The 23,271-nt window shown below is 37.4% G+C and carries 23 protein-coding genes; 13 read left to right on the forward strand and 10 right to left on the reverse strand.

The window, feature by feature from the left end; all coding sequences use genetic code 11:
* The first annotated feature begins 7 nt into the window (after positions 1-7).
* A complete protein-coding gene (locus MJX77_RS10945; protein ID WP_252059016.1) occupies positions 8-682 on the forward strand; it encodes an RloB family protein in 675 nt (224 codons plus the stop codon).
* Positions 683-1,221: 539 nt separating this feature from the next.
* Here the strand turns inward: MJX77_RS10945 and MJX77_RS10950 are convergent.
* A complete protein-coding gene (locus MJX77_RS10950; RefSeq protein WP_252059017.1) occupies positions 1,222-1,419 on the reverse strand; it encodes a hypothetical protein in 198 nt (65 codons plus the stop codon).
* 81 nt (positions 1,420-1,500) lie between these two features.
* Here MJX77_RS10950 and MJX77_RS10955 point away from each other — a divergent pair, with 81 nt between their 5' ends.
* A complete protein-coding gene (locus MJX77_RS10955; protein ID WP_252059018.1) occupies positions 1,501-2,046 on the forward strand; it encodes a TetR/AcrR family transcriptional regulator in 546 nt (181 codons plus the stop codon).
* Positions 2,047-2,152: 106 nt separating this feature from the next.
* Here the strand turns inward: MJX77_RS10955 and chrA are convergent, their stop codons facing one another.
* The 3 genes from chrA to MJX77_RS10970 all read right to left on the reverse strand — a co-directional run bounded on the left by chrA (position 2,153) and on the right by MJX77_RS10970 (position 5,418).
* Positions 2,153-3,505 carry a chromate efflux transporter gene (chrA, locus tag MJX77_RS10960; RefSeq protein WP_252059020.1) on the reverse strand — a complete coding sequence of 451 codons (1,353 nt, stop codon included), beginning with the start codon at positions 3,503-3,505 and terminating at the stop codon, positions 2,153-2,155.
* Positions 3,502-4,428, reverse strand: coding sequence for a chromate resistance protein ChrB domain-containing protein (locus MJX77_RS10965; protein ID WP_252059022.1), 927 nt, complete (start codon positions 4,426-4,428; stop codon positions 3,502-3,504). Before MJX77_RS10965 ends, chrA begins: the two co-directional genes overlap by 4 nt.
* A gap of 102 nt (positions 4,429-4,530) precedes the next feature.
* Positions 4,531-5,418 carry a LysR family transcriptional regulator gene (locus MJX77_RS10970; RefSeq protein ID WP_252059024.1) on the reverse strand — a complete coding sequence of 296 codons (888 nt, stop codon included), beginning with the start codon at positions 5,416-5,418 and terminating at the stop codon, positions 4,531-4,533.
* Between the two features lie 276 nt (positions 5,419-5,694).
* Here MJX77_RS10970 and MJX77_RS10975 point away from each other — a divergent pair, with 276 nt between their 5' ends.
* The 4 genes from MJX77_RS10975 (at position 5,695) to MJX77_RS10990 (ending at position 9,280) form a co-directional block, all read left to right on the forward strand.
* Entirely contained in the window at positions 5,695-6,126 is a 432-nt protein-coding gene (locus tag MJX77_RS10975; RefSeq protein WP_252059025.1) for a DoxX family protein, read from the forward strand.
* A gap of 31 nt (positions 6,127-6,157) precedes the next feature.
* Positions 6,158-7,072: a VOC family protein gene (locus MJX77_RS10980; RefSeq protein WP_250375348.1), complete on the forward strand. Its 915-nt coding sequence runs from the start codon at positions 6,158-6,160 to the stop codon at positions 7,070-7,072.
* A 109-nt stretch (positions 7,073-7,181) separates the two neighbouring features.
* Complete coding sequence (locus MJX77_RS10985) at positions 7,182-8,642, forward strand: alginate export family protein (RefSeq protein ID WP_353619226.1); 1,461 nt, start codon at positions 7,182-7,184, stop codon at positions 8,640-8,642.
* Positions 8,643-8,659: 17 nt separating this feature from the next.
* The gene (locus tag MJX77_RS10990; protein ID WP_252059028.1) at positions 8,660-9,280 is read left to right on the forward strand and encodes a M17 family peptidase N-terminal domain-containing protein; all 621 of its coding nucleotides are present in this window, start codon (positions 8,660-8,662) and stop codon (positions 9,278-9,280) included.
* A gap of 91 nt (positions 9,281-9,371) precedes the next feature.
* On the opposite strand, the gene MJX77_RS10995 is transcribed toward MJX77_RS10990, so the two are convergent.
* Positions 9,372-10,283: an ornithine cyclodeaminase family protein gene (locus MJX77_RS10995; RefSeq protein ID WP_252059029.1), complete on the reverse strand. Its 912-nt coding sequence runs from the start codon at positions 10,281-10,283 to the stop codon at positions 9,372-9,374.
* A gap of 113 nt (positions 10,284-10,396) precedes the next feature.
* A complete protein-coding gene (locus MJX77_RS11000; protein WP_252059030.1) occupies positions 10,397-11,365 on the reverse strand; it encodes a threo-3-hydroxy-L-aspartate ammonia-lyase in 969 nt (322 codons plus the stop codon).
* Between the two features lie 255 nt (positions 11,366-11,620).
* On the opposite strand from MJX77_RS11000, the gene MJX77_RS11005 reads away from it, so the two are divergent.
* Positions 11,621-12,244, forward strand: coding sequence for a helix-turn-helix transcriptional regulator (locus MJX77_RS11005; RefSeq protein ID WP_174758729.1), 624 nt, complete (start codon positions 11,621-11,623; stop codon positions 12,242-12,244).
* A 215-nt stretch (positions 12,245-12,459) separates the two neighbouring features.
* Entirely contained in the window at positions 12,460-12,696 is a 237-nt protein-coding gene (locus MJX77_RS11010) for a hypothetical protein (RefSeq protein WP_081402197.1), read from the forward strand.
* Positions 12,697-12,729: 33 nt separating this feature from the next.
* Here MJX77_RS11010 and MJX77_RS11015 read toward each other — a convergent pair whose 3' ends face one another.
* Both MJX77_RS11015 and MJX77_RS11020 read right to left on the reverse strand, forming a co-directional pair.
* Positions 12,730-13,416, reverse strand: a complete 687-nt coding sequence (locus tag MJX77_RS11015; protein WP_252059031.1) for a pirin family protein — start codon at positions 13,414-13,416, stop codon at positions 12,730-12,732.
* Between the two features lie 186 nt (positions 13,417-13,602).
* Positions 13,603-14,841, reverse strand: a complete 1,239-nt coding sequence (locus MJX77_RS11020; RefSeq protein WP_151743314.1) for a L,D-transpeptidase family protein — start codon at positions 14,839-14,841, stop codon at positions 13,603-13,605.
* Positions 14,842-15,143: 302 nt separating this feature from the next.
* Here MJX77_RS11020 and hemE point away from each other — a divergent pair, with 302 nt between their 5' ends.
* The 4 genes from hemE to MJX77_RS11040 all read left to right on the forward strand — a co-directional run bounded on the left by hemE (position 15,144) and on the right by MJX77_RS11040 (position 19,592).
* On the forward strand, positions 15,144-16,217 hold the full coding sequence (gene hemE, locus MJX77_RS11025) for a uroporphyrinogen decarboxylase (protein ID WP_252059033.1): 1,074 nt from the start codon (positions 15,144-15,146) through the stop codon (positions 16,215-16,217).
* Between the two features lie 6 nt (positions 16,218-16,223).
* Positions 16,224-17,018 carry a DUF817 family protein gene (locus tag MJX77_RS11030; protein WP_252059036.1) on the forward strand — a complete coding sequence of 265 codons (795 nt, stop codon included), beginning with the start codon at positions 16,224-16,226 and terminating at the stop codon, positions 17,016-17,018.
* 149 nt (positions 17,019-17,167) lie between these two features.
* On the forward strand, positions 17,168-17,638 hold the full coding sequence (locus MJX77_RS11035) for a DUF3015 family protein (RefSeq protein ID WP_005307224.1): 471 nt from the start codon (positions 17,168-17,170) through the stop codon (positions 17,636-17,638).
* Between the two features lie 70 nt (positions 17,639-17,708).
* Complete coding sequence (locus MJX77_RS11040; protein WP_502806530.1) at positions 17,709-19,592, forward strand: Lnb N-terminal periplasmic domain-containing protein; 1,884 nt, start codon at positions 17,709-17,711, stop codon at positions 19,590-19,592.
* Between the two features lie 69 nt (positions 19,593-19,661).
* On the opposite strand, the gene blaADC is transcribed toward MJX77_RS11040, so the two are convergent.
* Together blaADC and folE are read right to left on the reverse strand one after the other, a co-directional pair.
* Positions 19,662-20,813, reverse strand: coding sequence for an ADC family extended-spectrum class C beta-lactamase (gene blaADC / locus MJX77_RS11045; protein WP_252059039.1), 1,152 nt, complete (start codon positions 20,811-20,813; stop codon positions 19,662-19,664).
* Positions 20,814-20,962: 149 nt separating this feature from the next.
* Positions 20,963-21,511, reverse strand: coding sequence for a GTP cyclohydrolase I FolE (folE, locus tag MJX77_RS11050; protein ID WP_001187844.1), 549 nt, complete (start codon positions 21,509-21,511; stop codon positions 20,963-20,965).
* A 260-nt stretch (positions 21,512-21,771) separates the two neighbouring features.
* On the opposite strand from folE, the gene xdhA reads away from it, so the two are divergent.
* Positions 21,772-23,271: a xanthine dehydrogenase small subunit gene (gene xdhA / locus MJX77_RS11055; protein WP_252059041.1), complete on the forward strand. Its 1,500-nt coding sequence runs from the start codon at positions 21,772-21,774 to the stop codon at positions 23,269-23,271.

Here is a 23,271-nt window from a genome sequence, read left to right on the forward strand (position 1 = left end):
AAATATTATGGCAAAACGTAAAATAAATTTACAGCGTAAATCTCCAAAATTCGAAGAGTACGATCTTGTATTAATTGTTTGTGAAGGATCAAAAACAGAACCGAATTATTTTAAGCAATTAGTACAAGAAGAAAGACTATCTTCTGCTAATATTGAAATAACAGGGGATTGCGGTTCTGATCCTGTTTCTGTAGTTCGACATGCCATAGAGTTATATAGGAAAAGAAAAAAAGAAAAGAATCCTGCTACTTTATATGATCGTGTTTATTGTGTAATCGATAGGGATTCTCATAAAAATTTTAATAATGCAATTTTGTTAGTAGATGATTTTAATAAAACAGAAGGTATAGAAATATTATTTTCTATTAAATCATTTTCAAGTTTTGAATTTTGGTATTTATTACATTTTAAAAATTCTAGATCTGCATTTTATAAAACTGGTTTAAAAACGGCTAGTGAAATGTGCGAAGATATTTTAAATTCCGAATGGAAAACACGTTTTGGTGAAAAGTATAGTAAATCTTGTCAAAATATTTATAAAATATTATCACCATACTATACTCAAGCAGTCAGTCATGCGAAAAGTTGTTTAGATGATGCTAATTTAACGAGGGAATACAATCCTTCAACTGAAGTTTTTCTTCTTACTGAATATTTAAAGAGTATTAGAAAGCAGAGGTGATATTAAATACTTATGTTGTCAAATAATAGTATTAAAAATTTTCACAATTATTGTTGTACTTGTTTTTATGCTTATATATCTATTAATAATAGCAAGATAGATCGAATGCTATGCAGAGAAACGTGATGGTATATTTTATAGATATTATCTATTAAAACTTAATATTTTCTCTTAAAAACTAGGTAATTTTATCTACTCATTTCCTTAAAATCCAATTAACTAAAAAGATCAAATCTCCCCTTTATAAACCCCCATTTAACAATCACTTACTCATTATTTATCCTTACTTTTTAATGATCTAATTTAAAACAAATGTCATTTTGTGTGCTTGACTGCTAAAGGGCAGAGCACTATCCTTTGCCTGCTGGCCACATTGCCAGTCGGTTGTCGCAGACCGTTCCGAAAAAGCATTAAAAGTTAATTCTTTTAGTGACGAACCCTCGTGCCCCCTCTACGGTGGAACGGGAGGGGGACACCTTCGGGTGTGCTGGGTTTTTTCGGCCAGTCTGCGAACCCCCTTTCGTTCTGCCACCATAATTCTATAAATGTCTGGCAGAACTCCCAATAAAAAGGAGTTGGCTTTGCACATTCTTAATTTCTTGGCAGCCTTTGCCAAAAGCTATAACGACACGACTTAAATCATATTTATCAGCTTGATTACCTTTAGGGTCTTCAGGCTTTAAGTCATTACGGCTCAAAAACTTAATCAACAATAAATCTTGAGATGTGCCAAGCACAGTCTTACGGCTTTGCTATGCCTTTTTTCTCCCAAAAAAGTATCTCATTTAGAAACAACAAGAATTTATAACGGTAAAAATATGCCAAATTTAGAAACATCTTCAAAAAAATTAAAAGTGCTACATACAGCAGTAGATCTATTTAATATCAATGGATTTCACAATACAGGCGTAGACCTAATTGTCAAAAAATCCAAAGTTCCCAAAGCCACTGTTTATAACTACTTTCACTCGAAAGAACGCCTTGTTGAAACATGCTTAACCTATCAAAAGAGCCGACTGAAAGAAGAAGTGCTGGCAATTGTCTATTCACACCGTTACCCAAAGACTGTCGATAAAATCAAAGAAATTGTCTGCTTACATGTCGATGTGAATAGCTTTTACCATCTTTTATTTAAAGCCATTTTTGAAATAAAACAGCTTTATCCAAGAGCCTACGGCATGGCAGTTGAATATCGAAAATGGCTGCTTAGAGAACTTTTTGATCTGGTCTTTAGTCTGGAAAGCAGAGCACTCAAACCCGATGCAAATATGGTTCTAAACCTGATAGATGGTTTGATGCTACAGACTTTAAGTTCAAACAGTTTGAATGAAAGAGATATGGTGTTGGAGTGGTTTTTAATATGAAACTGCTCAGATTAAACAAGGCATTCACATACTTTCACCATGTGTTGAAGCAACAACATAAAAAAGAGTAAGCCTTATGCTTCCCCTTTTTTACATCATAAATTCTTTATACTGCAATGTATAAAAATAGACCGAAAATAGCTGCTGCTAAAATGACATACATCACTTTTACTTCAAAGTGGAATAGGGCAATGAATGCAGCAATTGCAATTAAAGCCGCTTCATAATTGAAAGCTTGACCAAATCCATGCGGCCATAAAACATGGTAACTAAAGAACAGTGCCAAATTTAAAATCACGCCAACTACGGCAGCAGTAATTGCAGTTAATGGAGCTGTAAACTTAAGCTCGTTGTGCGTTGATTCGATAACAGGGGCACCTGCCAAAATAAATACAAATGAAAATAGAAAGGTAAACCAAGTAACAATAGTCGCGCCGATTGCGCCTGCTAAAAACAAGTGTTCTGAACCTAATAAGGCATGGTTAAAGCCACCAAGAAAACCGACAAAAGCAACCACCATAATTAGAGGGCCTGGTGTACTTTCACCAAGTGCTAAACCATCAATCATTTGGGTTGGACTTAACCATCCATAATAGTTCACAGCACCTTGATAGACATAGGGCAGTACCGCATATGCACCGCCAAAAGTAAGTAAAGCTGCTTTCGTAAAGAACCATGCCATTTGGGTATATGCATGATCCCAACCGAAATAAAGGCCGAGCCCAAGCACGGGAATAAACCACAGCAGCGCTGCAATAATCAGAATTTTAGTCAGGTGTGACCATCTGAACTTTGCATGATCTGGTGTTGGTGTGTCGTCATCAATTAAAGCAATACCATAATCTTTTTGGCTATTTTTATGTCCAGCATTGCTAGAAAATAGCTCAGGATACTTCTTACTTGTAAAATAACCCGTAAGTCCTGCTGCCAAAACGATAAGTGGAAATGGTAGATTTAAAACAAAGATGGCAAGGAAAGCGAGAGCAGCAATTAACCACAAAAATTTATTTTTGAGTGATTTACTACCAATTCGGTAAGTCGCATGAAAAACAATGGCGACTACAGCGGGTTTAATTCCATAAAAAAGGCCAGCAATGACGGGAACATCACCGAATTTAATGTAGATCCATGATAGTCCAATCAAGATAAACAGCGAGGGAAGTACAAATAATACACCCGCAACTATACCTCCAACGGTACGGTGCATAAGCCAACCAATATAGGTCGCTAACTGCTGTGCTTCTGGGCCGGGCAAGAGCATACAATAGTTAAGCGCATGTAAAAAACGTTTTTCTGAAATCCAGCGCTTTTGTTCAACAAGCTCTTGATGCATAACTGCGATTTGTCCTGCTGGCCCGCCAAAGCTGATAAATCCTAATTTGAGCCAAAACATAAATGCGCGCCAAAAGCTGACAGGTTCAACGGGCGAGTCCAGTGAATTTTCTTTTTCTTGTATCATGAGCATTCTCTTTTTAAGTCGGCATATAAGCCATCAAAGATATAATTGGCCAATTCGAATAATTGGTCGTCGTTGCTGATCTGACTACGTAAACCTTGAATTACTTTTTCTATGCCTATTGCTTCTGGTGGTTCAAAACCGCCTACATCAAGATAGTGCACAATTTCCGCAATCTTTTTTAATGCAGGTGTTTCAAGTTCAAAACTATGCAAGAGAACTTCAAACGTAACGAAGTTATCAATATGCGTGAAAGCGGCACCATCAAAATCATAACCAAGCGCATGTGCGGGGCAATCAGAAGGAGACTCTAGCCATATAAGCTGAGGGGATTCATCAATAAAATTTTTGATGAGCCAAGCTGACGCTAATCTGTCTATCCATGGATGCTTTCGGGTAGCCCAGACTCGATTTTGATAATCTTTTTTTAGAAGTCTCTTTATCTTTGCTTGAGTAAAAACGGGTTCATTGGTTTCACCCAGTCGAGCAATAGAATGTTCGAGTGAAACCAGTTCATTAAGCGTTTGCCCTTGGACTTCGCTAGGGAAATAATCAATTTCTACAAGAGCATCAAAGCTCTTTCTTAATTTTCGGACTTGTTTAAGTAATTCTTTTTTTTCACTTTCATTTTGATTCTGATTTAAATCAACAAGCTGTTTACGTATAGCTTCATATTCTTCATTACGATTAAAAAGTGAAACAATTTCAAGGTTTAATGGCGCTTCTGCTTGAAAGATATAAGCTGAACCTTGCTCGGAAATTACATCCTGCGCGATAGCTTCAAACTTTTCAGAATGCGTTATGGGTAATAGATAGACTCCATCACGAACAGTTGCGGCTCCGCTTGCTTTGAGTGAACGCCAGACTCTCATACGAGCAGTTGAGTTCTGAGTAGGGAGTGAAGATATGAGTAATGATATATTCATGTTATATACTCAACATATTTTGTTGAGTATATAACAAAAATATTTAAATAGTATTAATCGTGATTAGAGCTTTTTTTATATAGTTATAAGAAAAAAAGCGATCTACTGAGAGATAGCTTTGTATGACTGAAAATGCTCTAAGTTTGAAAAATGTTGCCTCAACGACTCTAAGAAAAGTTCAACCTTTTTTGGAATTTTTGAGCCATAGGGGGTGGTTGCATAAAAATGAACCGTTGATGAAAAGATGTCTTCTGAGCAATTAATAATAACGCCATCATCTTCATATTTTTTTGCTAAGAAATCGGGAATAAACAAAATACTCTGGTTCTTTTGGCAAAAATCTAAAAGAATTTCTATATTATTGCAGATCAGTTGAGGGCTTGAGTTAATAATCTTGTCTTTTAAATCTGATCTTGAATATAACGATATATTATGTTTTCTTAGTTCTTCTATACTTTTAGGTTTTTCATATTTATTTAAAAATGTCGTTGTTGCATAGAAGTTTCTTTTATATCTATTTAAAATAAAAATATTTTCCTCTTTAATATCTTCTTCAATTTTTAAAACAATATCGAATTTATTTTCATTAATATCTATTGATTTCTCTGAAAATAATAGGTCAATTTCGATGTTAGGATATTGGTTTAGAAAATTGGAAATAATTTCTGAAAAGCATGTCTGAATAAAAGCATCTGGAACGTTGATTTTTAATATACCTTCAGGATATTTTTGATCATAGATGAAGTCAATAGCAGCTAAATCTAGCTCTTTAACAATAACTTTACACCGTTGATAAAACTTTTCCCCTGAGCGGGTGAGGTCCATCTTTCTAGTGTTACGAATAAACAATGATGTACTGAATAAACTTTCTAAATAAAAAATTCTTTTAGAAACTTGATCTCGAGTAATACCTAAGTTTCTGGAGGCATTACTAAAATTTCCACTTTCTACAACACTAATAAAAGTATGAATACAGTCTAGTTTATCCATTAAATTTTGAAAGGCTAAATTGGCGTGTAGCTAAACTATATTATGAATTTTTACTTATCAATCATTGTATCTTTTAAGGATACAGTTTGTATTTAAATAGATGTCTAGTAGTTTACGCTTATTTTTGATTTTATATAGTCTGCTAATTAATTTTTTGGTGGATCATATAAATAATTATTTTAAATATCTAAATTAAAATCATGGTTCTTGCAAATATTAATATTTTTATAACTTTATAGGGTTGTTAAAAAATCGAAATACCAATGAGGTAAATAGATGAGTGACTTAATTAATAATAATCCTGTGTGGATAAAAAAGATCTTATCAATTCATGGATTGCTCCCACTTCTTCGACTTGCATTAGTTTCAGCCTATTTAGTCGGTGGAATTAATAAATTCATCGGATTTCATGCAGCGATTGAGGAGCAGGCAAGTTTTGGTTTACAGCCTGCTTGGCTCTGGGCATCTACAGCGATCGTGATTGAAATTGTGGGTTCGCTCTTGGTTATTTTTAATCGTTTTGTTTGGTTAGGAGCCGGGGCTTTAGGTTGTCTAACCGCAATAGCGATGCTGGTTGCCAACGATTTTTGGAATCACACAGGTCCAGCTTTTTTTAGCACGTTTAATAGTTTCTTTGAACACCTTGGTCTCATCGCTGCTCTAGTGATGGTCACCATTCTTTCTAATCAACAAACAAAGTCACAATAAGTTGTAGCACTTAATTCTTACGGAGTCTTTTATGCGTAAATCATTATCAGCCTTGCTTTTAAGCACAATGCTAGTGGGCACAAATGTTGCCATTGTTCCTCAAGTTTTTGCCAAAACAACAACCAGTGTAAAAAGTGAAGCGCCCGGTGTAGCTCCTCAATACGATACAACGCATGTGTATGTTAACCCCGAAGACTTCGATAAATTTACAGACAGCTTAGTCGCGACTTTTGGTGGGACTAAATCTAAACAGGGTGTTTTTCAGGTGACGCCAACACCAAGCCAGACCATTTCCCAGCTTGTACTGACTCCAGTAGGAACACTGTCTGTATTTGGTTTTAAAACTCCAATTCCACATCCTTTTGGCTTAGAAAGAACAGGCTATTTAGTCAAAGATATGGATGCAGCCGTCCAGTCTGCCAAAGCAAATGGGGCAGATGTGATTGTTGATGCATTTCCTGACCCAATCGGGCGTGATGCAGTCATCCAGTGGCCGGGCGGCGTAAATATGCAGCTTTATTGGCACACGACTAAACCGAGCTATAACAAACTAGAAACTGTTCCAGAAAATCGTATTTATGTTTCAAAACAAAGTGCCGATTCTTTCGTTAAAAAGTTCGTTAATTTCTCGCACGGCAAAGTGGTTTCAGACAATCCGAAAGCGGCTGGTGTAGAGATTGGACGCCCAAATGAAACCTATAGACGTATTCGCGTTGAATCTGATTTCGGCAAAATGACAGTGTTAGTCACGGATGGTCATCTTCCATATCCATATGGGCACGATATGACGGGTTATGAAGTCAAAAATTTATCGGAGACTTTAGATAAAGCCACAAAAGCGGGTGTATCTGTACTGGTGAATGCCTATAAATCAGAGGGTCGTGAGGCAGCGATGGTGCAGTTCCCGGGCGGTTATATTGCGGAAATTCATGCTGCTACAAAGTAATTTATTCGCTTAATGATTGTTAGAAACTAACGCTCATATTGCCTAGGGGCAGTGTGAGTGTAAAAGACGAAGTCTCTGCAATGACCTGTTTATTACCGTGGATAACCATATGGCTCAGCCTATTTCTAATGATAGAAAATATCGAATTAAGTGCTCAGAAAATTATCTTAAAATTATAAAAATGAGCGTCTTGCTTACGGGTAGTTTATTTCTTTATGAATTTGCTCATGCAGAAAATGAAGCTTCAAATACAAATGCATGTCCAGCTCGCCCAAAAATCTCAACCAATCGTTGGCAAGAAAATTGGGATGTTTTAAAAAACTCGTGTGTACCAAAGAAAATAGGCGATGATTTTAAATATATACCTTTTGGCGATAATAATTATTTGTCATTGGGTGCGAATATTCGTGAGCGTTTTGAAGTCAATAATAATGCGAGATTTGGCACTGGAAATAATCAAGCCGATCGCTATTTAATTCAAAGATTACAAGTTCATGCAGATGCACGTATTGGTGATCATTTACAATTATTTACTCAGCTCAGTGATGCAAGAGCATTTGATAAAAAGAATATTAGTAGCACCGATCAGAATAGACTTGATGTAGAGCAAGTTTTTATTGCTTGGGTGAGTCCTTTAAACAATGGAACTTTTAAATTTAGAGTAGGCCGTCAAGAGATGGCTTTTGATTTACAGCGCTTTATTTCAAATCGTGAGGGGCCAAATGTTAGGCAAGCCTTTGATGGCATTTGGTCGAATTATGAATATGGCGATTGGAGAGTTTTAGGCTATCTCACCAGACCTGTTCAAATTGAAAAAGATTCAACTTTTAACGACCACTCGAAACGTAATTTAAGTTTTAGCGGCTTTCGTGTAGACAAACAAAATGTGTGGGGAGGTGAGTTATCTGGTTATTACTCACGTTATGAACGGGATAATGCATCTTTTACAAGTGTTAAGGGTAATGAAATTCGAGACTTATATGATGCTCGTCATATGGGTAAAAAGAATAATATCGATTGGGATGTTGAAGGCATGCTGCAACATGGAAAGATTGGTGGACAAACTATTCAAGCATGGGGACTCAGTAGCATCACAGGATACACATTTGCTGACCAAGCTTGGTCGCCGCGTTTAGGCGTCCAGTTTGATATTGCCACAGGTGATAAAAACGCCAACGATAACGAGCTCAATACTTTTAACCAACTCTTTGCAAACGGCTCATACTTTACTTTGGCGGGTTACAGTGGCTACAGCAATATTATTCACATAAAACCCTCTCTGACACTTAAGCCTTCCGATAAACTTACTCTGTTAAGTGCTTTAGGTTTTCAGTGGCGTGAAACCACCAATGATGCAGTTTATTTCCAAGGTAATAACAGCATGGGAAACACAGCAGGCCAAGGCTCTAGCTGGACGGGAGCATATATTCAACTGAGAGCAGACCAAAAAATAAATGCTAACTTGTCTGTTGCTGCCGAAGGAGTGCACTTTGAAGTCGGAGATACCATTAAGAAAGCAGGTGGTAAAGACGCAAACTATTTAGGTCTTGAATTTAAATATGCATGGTAAAACTAAAAGAGAAAAATATGAGCACAGATTTAAAGCAAACTAAAATTGGTCACTATCAAAATCTAGACATCGAACTCGTGACTTGGGACTGTGCTTCGGCCGAGGTTGAACTTTCCTGTGCTTGTATTTTTGAACATGAAATGAATAATCGTTCTTTTTCGGGCGGTTTAGCACATTTAGATGAGGCTCTAAATGGAAGACTAGATCTGATACGAAAAAATAATTGGTTCAGCGCGAAATTGAATGATGCTCTTTTAATAAATCAAACGCCAACCAAGATACAAGCCTCTAAAGTTTTACTCGTGGGGATGGGCGCTCCAGAAGAATTTACATTAGAGAGAATTGAGACGGCGATAAAAACTGTTGTAAAGACAGCGCATCAACTGGAACTCAAAAGTGTGGCATTTGCGCCGAGTATTTTAGATACAGGTCTGAATCCTCCCGCAGGTTTAAATGAAGTAATGCTGCAAGCTCTCAAAGAGGAATTAGACCGACATCATCAGCTTTATTTGCAAAATTTAGTCAAAAAATCTGAAATTGAAAGATGGGTTTTTGATGCAGGTTTTCAAAATTATGAGGCTAAGGCCGAGCAATATATAGCGTCTTTTGCCAGAGTTTTTACTCAAGATGAATTCTGATTTTAAAAACAAAATTTAGTAAAGCATTATAAAAAGGAGCATGCTTTTAATTTAACTGCATCAACCTGAACGATGCAGTTAAATGTAAAAATTAAGAAATTTCTAAAATTTTCTGGGCGATATATAAATCTTGGATCGATAGCCCTGAACTGTCATAAATTGTGATTTGTTTCTGAGACTTTCTGCCTTGAGCATTTGTTAAAAGCACATCACCTATATTGATTAAGGTTGCAGACTCAGGCGCATGTTGAAATTCACCAATGAGTTTAGACTGAACATCAAGATCACAAAATAAACCACTATATGAAAATAACTCTGGCGGAAGCTCTTGTTTGCCTTGTTTATCTGACCCCATAGATGAAATATGAGTGCCAGCTTTGACCCATTCTGCTTTAAAAAGAGGAGTGAGGGAGGACGTTGCTGTCACAATAACATCAGCCTGTTCACAAGCTTCTTTTGCACTCGTAATATTAAGCTGAATACCTAAGGGCTTGAGAGCATCTGCCATTTTTTCAGCTTTACATTGGTCGCGTCCTACTATCAAAATCTGTTCAAAATTTCTAATTCTTGCTAAAGCCTCACATTCGTATTTGGCCTGATTTCCTGTGCCAAATATCGCTAATACTTTTGAATCTTTTCTTGCAAGTAAATTGGTTGCAACTGCATTAGATGCCGCTGTACGGAATGCATTGACTTTGCCTGCTTCAATGGCTGCTGCCATTCTTCCGTTGGCTTGATTAAATAATAAAATGAGCGCGTTATGGCGAGGTAAACCATTTTGGGGGTTATCTTCCCAAAAAGAACCAACTTTAAGGCCAGCTAAGTGCTCGGTCGCCGATGACTTAACACTAAAGGTATTTTTGCTATCGGAACCTTGACCATGAACCACAGGAAAGCTTTTGGTTTCTGGTTGAGTTGCAGCAATTAAAGCTTGGTAAATGGCGTCATAAGCCAGTTCATGATTGATGAGAGCAGAAGATTCAGACTCAGAAATAAATCTCATCACCATCTCCAAAAGTTTATTTAAATTAAGACACGAGCAATTCGAGAGACGAGTAGTATGGAATGCCTATCTATGACGCATTAACTGACATCCTAGATAGACATTGGCTTTTATTACGCGGATAAAAACTCTACATATTTAGAAATATCGACATTCCCGCCACTAATAATGATGCCTATACGTTTGCCTTTTAACTCATGCTTTAAATTACGCGCAGCAGCAAATCCGAGACAGCCTGTCGGTTCAACGACCATTTTCATTCTTTCAGCGAAGAACTTCATACAGCTAATCAGGTCTTCATCTTCTACTGTCAAAATGTCATCAACATTCTTTTGAATAATAGGGAATGTTAATTTGCCTAAATATTGAGTTTGAGCACCATCAGCAATGGTTTGCGGCGTATCAATATGGACAATTTCTCCTTTTCTTAAAGACATTTGTCCATCATTTCCTAGAGCAGGTTCAACACCATATATTTTACAGTTAGGCGAGAGCTGGCGAGCAGACAGGGCAGAACCTGCCAATAAACCACCACCACCTAAACATACAAACAGATAATCTAAGTCACCCACTTCTTCAAATAACTCTTTTGCAGCCGTTCCTTGACCTGCAATTACATGAGGATGGTCATAAGATGGAATGAGTGTCAGGCCATTTTTTTCGGCGATCTCTTTTCCAATTTTTTCCCGATCTTCTGTATAGCGATCAAATTCAACAATATCGGCGCCGTATTCTCGTGTTGCTGCCATTTTTGCAGCAGGAGCATCTTGGGGCATAACGATTATGGCTGGAATACCAAGAGTTTTTGCTGACAGTGCAATCGCTTGTGCATGGTTTCCCGAAGAGAAAGCAACCACGCCCGCTTTTTTTTGAGCACCATTGAATTGCAAAAGCGCATTCATTGCACCACGAAATTTGAAAGCACCAACACGCTGAAAATTCTCACATTTAAAAAATACTTCTGCTTCAAACTCATTGTTCACAGTACGTGAGGTTAAAACAGGAGTCTTATTTGCAAAACCTTTTATACGTTCAGCAGCGGCTGCGACATCTTCATAAGTGGGAAGGGTTAAATTTTTCATAATTAAACCTAATGCTATTCAATGTTTTTGGATGCAAGATTTACTATTGCTCAAGCAACGCACAATATATGGACCTTGTTTAGATAAAATATATATATTTAGATAAAATGTCTAATTTTATTTTCTAATGTGATAACAATGAGATATAAGATTTTGATTTACATTAAGTTTAAAATTAGATAAAAAGTCTAAATTACTATTGCATGCTTTACGCTAGGGTTTGAAATAGTAACTAAGTCATTTGGAGGAAATACATTGGGCAATCGTGATAAACATTTACTCACTCAGCTAGATACCATCGCAAAGGGGCTAAGTGAAACGCTATCTCCTTTTTGCGAAGTTGTGGTCCATGACTTAACAAATCCTGAACATGCCATACTTTCAATACACAATAATTTATCTGGTCGAAAAGTTGGAGATCCAGCAACTGAATTAGGATTGGCTAGAATCATGTCTCCAGAATTTCCAAACCTTATTTCAAATTATGCAAATCAGTTTGCAGATGGCCGTCCCGCAAAAAGCACGTCTATTGGAATTAAAGATGAAGAGGGCCAGTATGTGGCTGCTTTATGCATGAATATTGATTTAACCCTATTTAGAGGGATGCAAAGTGCTTTAGAGCATTTCACTAAAATTGAAACTGATAACATTGTTGAAAATTTGGAGCCGAGTGGCACTGAAGCAATCCGGAAATATATCGATCAATTTGCCTCAAAACATGCCACTACACCGCGTATGCTAAAACTCAATGAGAGAAAACAATTAATACATGAGTTAAAGAATAATGGTTTGTTAGATATTAAAAAGGCTGTCGAGACAGTTGCACAACATTTAGGTATATCAAGAGCAAGTGCTTATTTATATGTAAAGGAAAATTAAAAGATTTTCTATAGTTTATAAGATTGAACATAATGTTTTTGAAGCTGGTATTGCGTAACCTTTGTGCTTTTTAAAAGGTTATTCTGCCAATTTTTCTGTTTTTATAAGTTGTATCTTATTTATCAAAAAACAACTTGTTTCTTCAGCATGACTCATTTAAATAATGAAATAGGAACACAACACACATCTATGTTGCTTTAGTAGGAGGTCGTTATTTGAAGTTATTTATAATTATATTTATTGCAATTTTTTCTAGTATTGGACTGATCTGCTTAATTGCTCTACTCAAAAATCTAAAAAACAATTCGTCATCTGGCGAACACGATCATTCATCTTCTTCAACACATCATTTTCACGATAATAGTTCTAGTCATCATAGCTCAAGCTATTCAAATGATTGTTCGTCATCTTCAGATTCAGGTAGCTGCGATAGCGGCGGCGGTGGAGATTAAAAAAGCCCTTTTATGCAAAGGGCTTTTAATGATTTAAGGTAAATCGAACCAGATAAATTGACTATCTTCAGTTGCCTGAATCGTCGCTTTACCTTCAAACACGAAAGCATCGCCAGCTTTGACTTCTTGATCGCCAATACGGATCACGCCTGAAATCACGTGAACATAGTTCACTTTTTTAACTGGCTCAACGTTTAGCTCATGTCCTTTTTGCAATACAGCTGACTTTATCTCTGTATTTTGGCGAATATGCATCGGTGCATTTGCATCAGGCCCTGCAATTAAATGCCATTTGTTTGGATCATTACGTGGGTCAAGGCTAATTTGCTGGTAGTTTGGCTCAGCTTCTTTTACGTCTGGAATAATCCAGATCTGTAATAAATGTACAGGCGTATCAGTGTTGTTGATTTCACTGTGGGCAACACCTGTGCCAGCACTCATGAGTTGCCATTCACCAGCCTTAATTTGGCCTTCATTTCCCATGGTATCACGGTGTGAAATTGCACCATCTAGCACACAGGTTAAGATTTCCATGTTGTCATGCGAGTGCGTACCGAAACCATTATGTGCATCAATTCTGTCATCATTGATCACACGTAATGCACTAACACCCATATATTTAGGATCGTACCAGCTACCAAATGAAAAGCTGTGATAAGACTCTAACCAACCCGCTTTTACATGTCCTCGATCTTCACCACGATGTAGATAAGTATTCATGATTTAATCTCCCAAATTTTTTATTTATCTCTTGAGAAATATATTAATGTTCTATGGAGGCTAGAAAAATAGGCTAACTGCAACATGTCGTTGCATAATTGATATGGTTGTAAAGTTTTTTATTGATCAATATTTTTAAGAATAAAAAACCTGCCATGAAGGCAGGTCTTTTAAAGAATATATGGATTACTCAAGGAATTTAACAGTTACGCCAGAACGTACTTTATTTCCTAAATCGTTTGCATCCCAGTTTGTTAAACGGATACAACCGTGTGATGCTGTTTTAGAAATTAAAGATGGATTTGGTGTTCCGTGAATACCGAAAGATTTTTTACTTAAACCAATCCAGATATTACCTACTGGAGCATTCGGGCCAGGTGGTAAAGAAAGTGGTTTTAAGTTTTTACCTTGTACGAAGTTCGAAGGTGAATAGCTATACCAAGGGTTACGAGCCACACCAACTACCTTGTAAGTACCGGCCGGAGAAGGCGTATCAGTACTGCCAATTGTTGCAGGAAATGAGGCAATCATTTGGTTCCGGCTATTGAAGAGATACAATTGTTTTGCACCTTTATGGGCAATAATCAAATGAATATCTTCTGGTAAATCATTGCGTACGTTTGGAACAATGATTTTTTCACCCGCTTTTTTGAATGTCGCAGTTGGGTTAATTTTCTTTAAGAAAGCTTCATCAATATGAAACTTCTCACCCAACATTTCGGTTACACGTGTGTAGTACAAACCTTTCATTTTAGCTTGTAATGCGTAGTCAGAAGGAATCGACTCAGCATATGGGCCTTTTAGGTCAGCATCAGAAATTGTGTATTCAATAAATGCTGGCTTGGTTTGTTTAGCAACCAATGCATCCCAAGTTTCTTTGGTCAGGTCACCAGTAGGTGATAAACCATTCATTTGTTGGAATGAAGAAATTGCTTTTAATGTATTTTTACCGCTCATGCCGTCAATTGCACCTGGCGAAGCATGTGCATTATTGAGCATTACATGTGCACGCGCATAAACTGGAAGTTGGCCTTTACCAATATTTTCAGACCATTCTGCCGAGTTTAAGCTATCTAAAGTCCATGATGCAGCGGTTGTCGCAGGAGCCGTAGACGCAGCAGTGCTTTTAGCAACAGCTGGAGTAGACGCCGCGATGCCTGATTCAGCATTTGGATCTTCAGTTTTCTGTAAATTTTGTAATGTTGTTGACGCTCGATTTAAGTCGTTTTGTTCTTGAGCGGTAATTTGTGTCGAAGCTTGAGCTTTTACAGTTGAAGCTGCATCTACTGCTAAAGGATCAATCGGATCTTCTACAGGAGCTGATACCTTTTTAGGGTTCAGGGGTTGCTCAGTTGTTGAAGCAGCAAAAGCAACATTAGCAATAATACAACTTAAACTCATAGCGAGTAATGAGCGAACAAACATGTAATTCAACCTTAAGAATTTTCATATAAGCAATAGGGGATTGATCTAATCTCAAAGTGCATAAAATTACCAATAACTCATTTCTATGAGCCCAAGATTGGTAATTTAGTGATTAAAAGAATATCCAATGACCCCAATGTAACATGTTGCAAGTATTGCAGAAAACCCCAAGGCTTGCAGTAGACTTTTGTGTAAATATGCATTTTTTAGTAGATTGACGAGTTTTTTGTGTGAAATTGAAATTATAAAAATGTCTCTGTTTTTGATATGATGCTGCCACATAAAGAAGATAGAGATTGGTAATGACGACTTTGAAAAATGATCGTTTCCTCCGTGCTTTGTTACGCGAACCTGTAGATACCACACCAGTGTGGATGATGCGTCAAGCAGGGCGTTATTTGCCTGAATATCGCGAAACACGTTCACAAGCAGGTGATTTCCTATCTTTATGTAAAAATACAGATTTTGCTTGTGAAGTGACTTTACAACCTTTGCGTCGTTACGACTTAGATGCAGCAATTTTATTTTCAGATATTTTAACTATTCCAGATGCACTCGGTTTAGGACTTTATTTTGAAACTGGCGAAGGCCCTAAGTTTCAAAAAACCGTACGTACTGAACAAGATGTCGCAAATTTACCAAAATTAAATGCAAAATCAGATCTTGATTATGTGATGAATGCGGTAAGTACAATTCGTTCTGCTTTAGGTGGTCAAGTTCCACTGATTGGTTTCTCTGGTAGCCCTTGGACGCTTGCAACTTATATGGTTGAAGGTGGTTCAAGTAAAGAATTCCGTTTTACCAAGCAGATGATGTACGCTCAACCAGAAGTTTTACATGCTTTGCTTGATCATTTAGCAGACTCAGTCATTGACTATTTAAATGCTCAAATTGATGCAGGTGCTCAGGCCATCCAGATCTTTGATAGCTGGGGCGGGGCATTAGCACACCGTGAATATGTCGAATTCTCTTTAAACTACATGAATAAAATCATTGCAGGTTTACAACGTGAGAAAGATGGTCGACGTATTCCTATCATCGTGTTCACAAAAGGCGGCGGTCAATGGTTAGAACCAATGATCACAACAGGTGCTGATGCTTTAGGTTTAGATTGGACGACACCATTAAATACGGCTCGAACTACAGTGGCTGGACGTGTCGCTCTGCAAGGGAATCTTGATCCGGCTGTTTTATACGGTTCAGCTGCTTCAATTGAGAAAGCAGTGAAATTGATGATAGACGATGCCTACGTAAATGGCGAAAAGACCGGTTACATTGCTAACTTGGGCCATGGGATTACTCAGTGGGTAGATCCTGCGCAACCAAAAATCTTTGTAGATACAGTGCATGAGTATAGTGCTAAATATCTAGGATAGTTTTTTGTGCAATATCTAACTTTACCGTTTCAATTTATCGGCAAGGCTGTTTCGGCAGCCTTGTTTGGTATTTTGCTTTTAATTGCTTTTGCTTTAACAGCACCGATGGGAAGCCATGAATACATGGGGTTCTATCGTTATGATTATTTACTGACGTATGCACTTTTAATCCAGATCTGCTTACTCTATTTAAAACTGGAGTCATGGGCGGAAGCCAAGGTCATTGCTTTATTTCACGTCATGGCGATGTTCATGGAAATATTTCTAACGCATCCTGCGATTGCATCGTGGCAATATCCACAGCCCGCCGTATTTAAAATTTTAACTGTGCCTTTATTTGCAGGTTTTATGTATTCGGCTGTAGGTAGTTTTTTTGCACGCTCAATACGACTGTTTCAAGTGTCTTTTGAAAAACTTCCAAGTTTTGGAGCTATGCTCTTACTGGCATTTTTCTCATATATAAATTTTATGAGTAAATTTTTTGTTCCAGACATTCGCTATATTTTATTCGCGATTAGTATTTTTATTTTTTGGAAAACAAAACTTTATTTCCAGTTAAATGAACATAAATTTAAAATCCCGATGTTACCTGTTTTGTTTACACTCGCGTTTCTGATCTGGATTGCTGAAAATATAAGTACATTTTATAAAATCTGGCTTTATCCAAGTCAGGTCGATGCTTGGCATATGGTCGGTTGGGGCAAGCTAGGGTCGTGGTATTTATTATTAATTTTAAGTCTAGTGCTGGTGCTTAAAATATTAGGCGATAGGGATAATCAAGGTAACTGGAATTTAAGATAATTTTTCTTTTGCACTTTTTATCATATTGTTTATTTTTTAATTGCTAAATCACAGCCTTCTCGTTATCTTTAATATCGTGTAATAAGAATTACACATAACAATACAACACATAAGAAACAATCAATAATGATTTTTGGAGATTTACATCTATGTTAAAAAAATTAGCTTTAGCTGCGTTATTAGCAGCTGGTTCAAGTGTTGCAATGGCTGACAACGATGTGGGTTGTGGTGCAGGTACACAAATATGGGCTGGTAAAAAAGGAGTAGCGCCTAAAATTCTTGCTGCAACAACAAACGGTATTTTTACTAACCAATTATTAGGGATCACTTTCGGTACTTTAGGCTGCCGTCAAGGCGGGACAGTAACAGCGCAAGTTGTAACATTTACAAATGAAAATGCAGAAGCTTTAGCACGTGATATGGCTGTAGGCCAAGGTGAAAGCCTAAACGTACTTGCTGAGTTAATGCAAATCAAACCTCAAGACAAAGACCGTTTCTTTAAAGTTTCAAAAGCAAACTTTGGTGAAATCTATTCTGCAAATAACCAAAATACCCTTCAAGTTTTAGCATCACTGCAAACTGTAATGGCTAAAGACGACGTTTTAAAAGCTTACGTATAAGTTTGAAACTGAAAACCCTGTCGTCTGGCAGGGTTTTTCTTATATTTAATGATAAAAATTGATGAGCTTAATGAAGTCATTTGTTTTAGTTTTTGCCTCTTTGGCAGTAAATACTGCATATTCAGCAGATATAAATCCATCTATTCAAAAATATTGGTCAATTGCAGAACAGAAAAACTTAGATCAAGACATTACATGGCAAAGGCTCATGTATGCCAATAAAGACCATAAAAGTGATGTCACTTATTCTGGCTATTTCATGTTGGAAAATGGGAAAAATAATTTAAAAGAAGAACTGAAAGCTGACATCTCGGCATTATTCATGCCTGCTCAAGATAATCAGTCGATTCGCTGTAAATTTCCAGCACGCAGTCAATGGCTCATACAAAAAGTAGGCATTCAAGAAAGTGAATTGCCTCAAGTGAAGTGTTCAGAATTTGAAAGCTGGATTGGGCAGATTAAGCCTCATAAAGCGACATTAATTTATGCGACAGATTTTATGGGCAATCCGAGCTCCATGTTTGGGCATACTTTATTGCGTTTAGACCCGAAAGATCAGCAACAATTAAATTTAGTTTCCTACGCTGTAAATTATGCAGCAACTGTGGCTGGAAACGACAACTGGTCATATGCATGGAAAGGCTTAACAGGGCAATATCCGGGTGAATATTCACTGATGCCTTATTACCGTAAAGTAAAAGAGTACGGCGATTTTGAAAGCCGTGATTTATGGGAATATGAGCTAAATTTAACACCTGAAGAAACACGGTTTTTAGTAAGCCATATTTGGGAAATGCAACATGTGAGCTTTCCTTATTACTTTGTGAGTGATAACTGTGCCTATCGATTGTTAGGGTTGGTTGATTTAGTAAAAACGGAGTCTCACCTGCAAGAGAAATTCACTCATGCTTCCATCCCGATGGAAACCATTAAATCGATGCAGCAGCAAGGGCTTACCAAAGCTCCTGTATATCGACCAGCTTTGGAAACCCAATTATTGGCCCAAGCTCATCAGCATGGTGCCTCATTAGCAAAAGTGGCCCATCAAATTGCGATGATGCCCACTCAGCAGTCTTCTCAGATTTTAAAATCATTTAGTGAGCAAGATCAGGCTAAAATTTTAGAGATGGCTTATGATGATTTATATCTTCAATTTACGAGCCGTAAAATAGAAGAAAGCGTTGCTCAGCCACAGTTGCGCCAGCTTTTAGCACTCAGAAGCCAGATTGATTTAGACAAACAGCGTCAAGAACCTAAAAGACCAACAAAAGAGCCAACTGAAGGTCACAATGCACGTAATATTTCAGTCAAAGCTGGTGAAGTGCAAGGTGATAAGTTTATCGAATTTGGTCATCGCCAAGCCTATCATGACTTGATAGATCCTCAAGGCGGATATCGTGCGGGAACTCAATTACTCTTTTTAAATGGTAATGTACAGTGGCGAGATGACCATTTAAAACTAGAACGTCTTGATCTGCTAGAAGTAAATTCTTATAACCCGATTCAACCTTTTAAAACACCGCTGAGTTGGGGATTTAATTTAGGTTGGCGTCAGGAAGCGATTCATGATGGTACTTTTAGTGAAGAAAAACAGCATGGCGTAGCGAATTTTAATGCTCAGGTTGGATATAGCTTTGCTGACTATGAGCGCAAACATGTTTGCTATGGGCAACTACAAACCTATCTACAAGGCGGTTCAAATCTAGATAAAGGGTGGCGTGTGGGGATGGGGCCAACTTTGGGTTGCATGAATCAGTGGTTTGAACACTTCAACTCTGTAGTGCAAATTGAATTACCCTATTGGGAAGATCAAAACCAATGGAATTTGAGAGTAAATACTCAGTGGCAATATGTGATTAATAGTAATAATACTGTTCGATTAAATTTGGATTATGAACAACAAAATCATCGAGACTGGATGAAATCAAGTCTAGGATATGTTTGGTTCTTTTAAATAGCATTACGAATAAAAAAAGGGAAAAATGAATGAAATCATTTCTCCCTTTTTTGTTTTAGCAAAAGATTATTTCTTTATTGCATTCAATACTGCATACGCTGCTTTAATGCGTTCTTCATTCGGAATACGTTTATTGGTTAACATAACTAAACCAATATTTTCTTTTGGAATAAACACAACATAGGTTCCAAAACCGTTGGTTGAACCAGTTTTGTGGAACATCTTAACTGAAGGTTCTTTTGAAATAGCAGTCACTTTATTAGGCTTCATCACGATTTGTTCTGAATTACTGTCTAATAAAGTCTGTAACGGTGCTGGATAAGAGAACTCTTCCCAACCTAATGCTTGATACATCGTGCCTACTTGGTAGAAACCTTTATGTGTTTCATTAATTGCGCGTTGAATATCTGCCGGATATTTTTGTGGATTTAGATTGGCATTAACGAAACTCAGCATATCCGGTAAGGTCGATTTAACGCCGTACGCAGGTGCATCTAGCGGGCCGGGGTTAACTCGAATCGGCTGATTTTCTTGGTTATAGCCAAATGCATAGTTTTGCATTTGAGTTTTAGGCACATTTACATAGCTATGTTTTAAGCCAAGATCTGGAAAAATGGTTTTTTCTAAGACTTGGTCAAAAGGTTTATTCATAGACAAAGCAACAACTTTTCCAAATAAACCAATGCTTGGATTTGAATATTGTCGATATTCACCGATTGAGTTTTTAGGCTTCCAGTCTTTGAAAAAAGTTAAAACTTGCTGATCTGTTTTGACTTCATCTGGAAACTGTAAGCCAAGGTTGCCACTTGTATAAGTAGCAAGTTGAAGTAAGTTAACTTGGTCAATCGGTGTGTTTTTTAATTCTTTCCAATATTTTCCGGGTGTGTCTTTAAAAGAAATTGTTCCTTTTGTTTTGGCATATCCACCAGCTGTAGCAGTAAATAATTTACTAACTGAACCGAGCTCAAAAATGGTACTGCTATTTACGGCTTTTTTATCTTGAACGGATTGTAGACCATAATACGTTTCATACTTTTTATTATTTTGGATGATGCCAACAGCCATCCCAGGCACATCATATTTTTCTAATAACGGTTTAAAATTTTGATCAACCAGTTTCTTAATTTCTTGCTCTTTTGGTGTATTCCCTGCATAAATTGAGGTATTAAAAATAAAAAGAGGGGATAAAAGTAAGCAAGAAATTTTGTTAAATTGCATGATTAACTCATAAATTATTTAAAATTAAAGATGTGTACTTTTATAACAAAAATCACATAATTTGATTGTTATGTTTTATAGAGTAAGTGCTTTATCTAAATATAAAAAAAGCCCAACTGAGTCGGGCTTTTTTTGCAGTAGTTACCAGATTAGTAGCTTTCTGGTACTGCACTTAAGAATTCACGGCGTGCTTCTTTGTCAGTTTTAAAATCTCCGACAAAAGAAACTGTACGAGTTGTAGATTCCTGTTTACCTACACCACGCATCATCATACACATATGTGCTGAATCGATCACGACAGCCACACCACGTGCGCCAGTCACTTCAGCTACAGCTTCAGCGATTTGCTGAGTTAAATTTTCTTGAATTTGCAAACGACGAGCAAACATCTCGGTAATACGTGCAAATTTAGATAAGCCAAGAACTTTGCCTTCTGGTAAATAGGCAACATGAACACGGCCATAGAACGGGAGGAGATGATGTTCGCAAAGCGAATAGAATTCAATATTCTTCACCAATACCATTTCATGGTTATCTGATGGGAAAACCGCATTATTGGTGACTTCTTCTAAAGTTTTACTATAGCCAGAAGTTAAATATGAAAAAGCTTTAGCCGCACGCACAGGCGTATCTTTAAGGCCGGGACGATTAAGGTCTTCACCGACGGCAGTCAGAATGTTTGCGTACGATTGCTGCATTGACATAAGGCGTATAAATTTACTCTATTAGACAAGCTCGGCATTGTATCAGAAACATGCCCTGATGTTCATAACTCGTCGCACTATATTTATCCTGTTCGGCGCGCATTAGATAAATGGTGAATAAATTTCATGTTTTTTATCGTTAATAGTCAATTATTTGAGCATGAAATGTGCAACTAATAGAGGTAAGTTATAAATGATCGCCTGATGGCATCATATTTGCAAATATGCCGTACTATAGAGCATAAGGATAAAACATGTCAGAACGTCCAATCACCTTTTTTTTTCGTGGTAGTCAGCAACAAGTAGAAAATGTATTACCCACAATGACAGTCTTACAATTTTTACGAGGATATACTCAATCGGGTAAGACTCGGCAGACTGGTACAAAAGAGGGCTGTGCTGAGGGCGATTGTGGTGCATGTACCGTAGTGATTGGTGAGTTGGTCAATGACAATCTGCAATTGCGCAGTGTGAATGCGTGTATTCAGTTTTTACCGACTTTAGATGGTAAAGCCCTATTTACAGTAGAAGATCTGCATAATTTATTGCCTACACAAGATGGAACACTTCACCCAGTACAACAGGCAATGGTGGATATGCATGGTTCACAATGTGGTTTTTGTACGCCCGGTTTTATCATGTCCTTATGGTCAATGTACGAAAATGAACAACATTCTCCAAGCAAAGATAAAATCAGCGATTATATTTCTGGAAATTTATGTCGCTGTACAGGCTATCGTCCTATTTTAGATGCAGCACAAAAAGCTTATGACTATCCACGTGTTGTATTAGAACGCCAAAAAATAATTGATATATTAAAAGAGATCAAAACATTACCTGCATTACATTTAAATGATCATGGTCAACAATTCTTTGCACCAAAGACTTTGCTGGATTTTGCCGCATTACGTTTGCAGTTACCGCAAGCACGGATTGTTGCAGGTAGTACAGATGTCGGTTTGTGGGTAACAAAGCAGGGCCGTGATTTGAGCGATATGCTTTATATTGGTCAGGTGGAAGAGCTGAAAAAGATTGTAGTCACAGACCATGCTTTAACGATTGGGGCAAATGTCAGTTTGAGTGATGCACTCATCAAAATTTCAGATTTTTATCCTGACTTTCAAGAATTACAGCGCCGTTTTGCTTCCATGCCGATTAAAAATGCAGGAACGTTAGGTGGAAATATTGCCAATGGTTCGCCTATTGGTGACTCAATGCCGGCATTAATTACGCTAGGTACACGATTGATTTTGCGCGTAGGTGAACAGACCCGTGAAATCGCCTTGGAAGACTTTTACCTCGATTATCAAAAAACAGCATTACAGCTTGGTGAGTTTGTAGAGGCGATTGTTATTCCGCTTCGTGAAGGGCAGACGCATTTTAAATTTGCTAGCTATAAAATTGCTAAACGTTTTGAGCAAGATATTTCCGCGGTATGTGCGGCCATTTCATGTGAGTTAGATACTCATTATGTCGCTTACAATGTCAGAATTGCTTTTGGTGGCATGGCAGCTATTCCCAAGCGTGCAAAATATGCAGAAGCCATATTGGAAGGTCAGCAACTTACAGCAGAATTGATAGCTAAGGCTCAAGAGGCATTGTCGCAAGACTATCAACCTTTAGATGATGGACGGGCTAGCTCGGCATATCGGTTACACGTCGCGAAAAACTGTTTACAGCGTTTTTATGTAGAAAAAGTCCTGTCTAAAACGATTACTCGTGTGAATGACTTGATTGCTATGGTGGAGATCTAA

This window comes from Acinetobacter sp. AHP123 (genome assembly GCF_023757925.1).
Taxonomy (GTDB): domain Bacteria; phylum Pseudomonadota; class Gammaproteobacteria; order Pseudomonadales; family Moraxellaceae; genus Acinetobacter; species Acinetobacter oleivorans.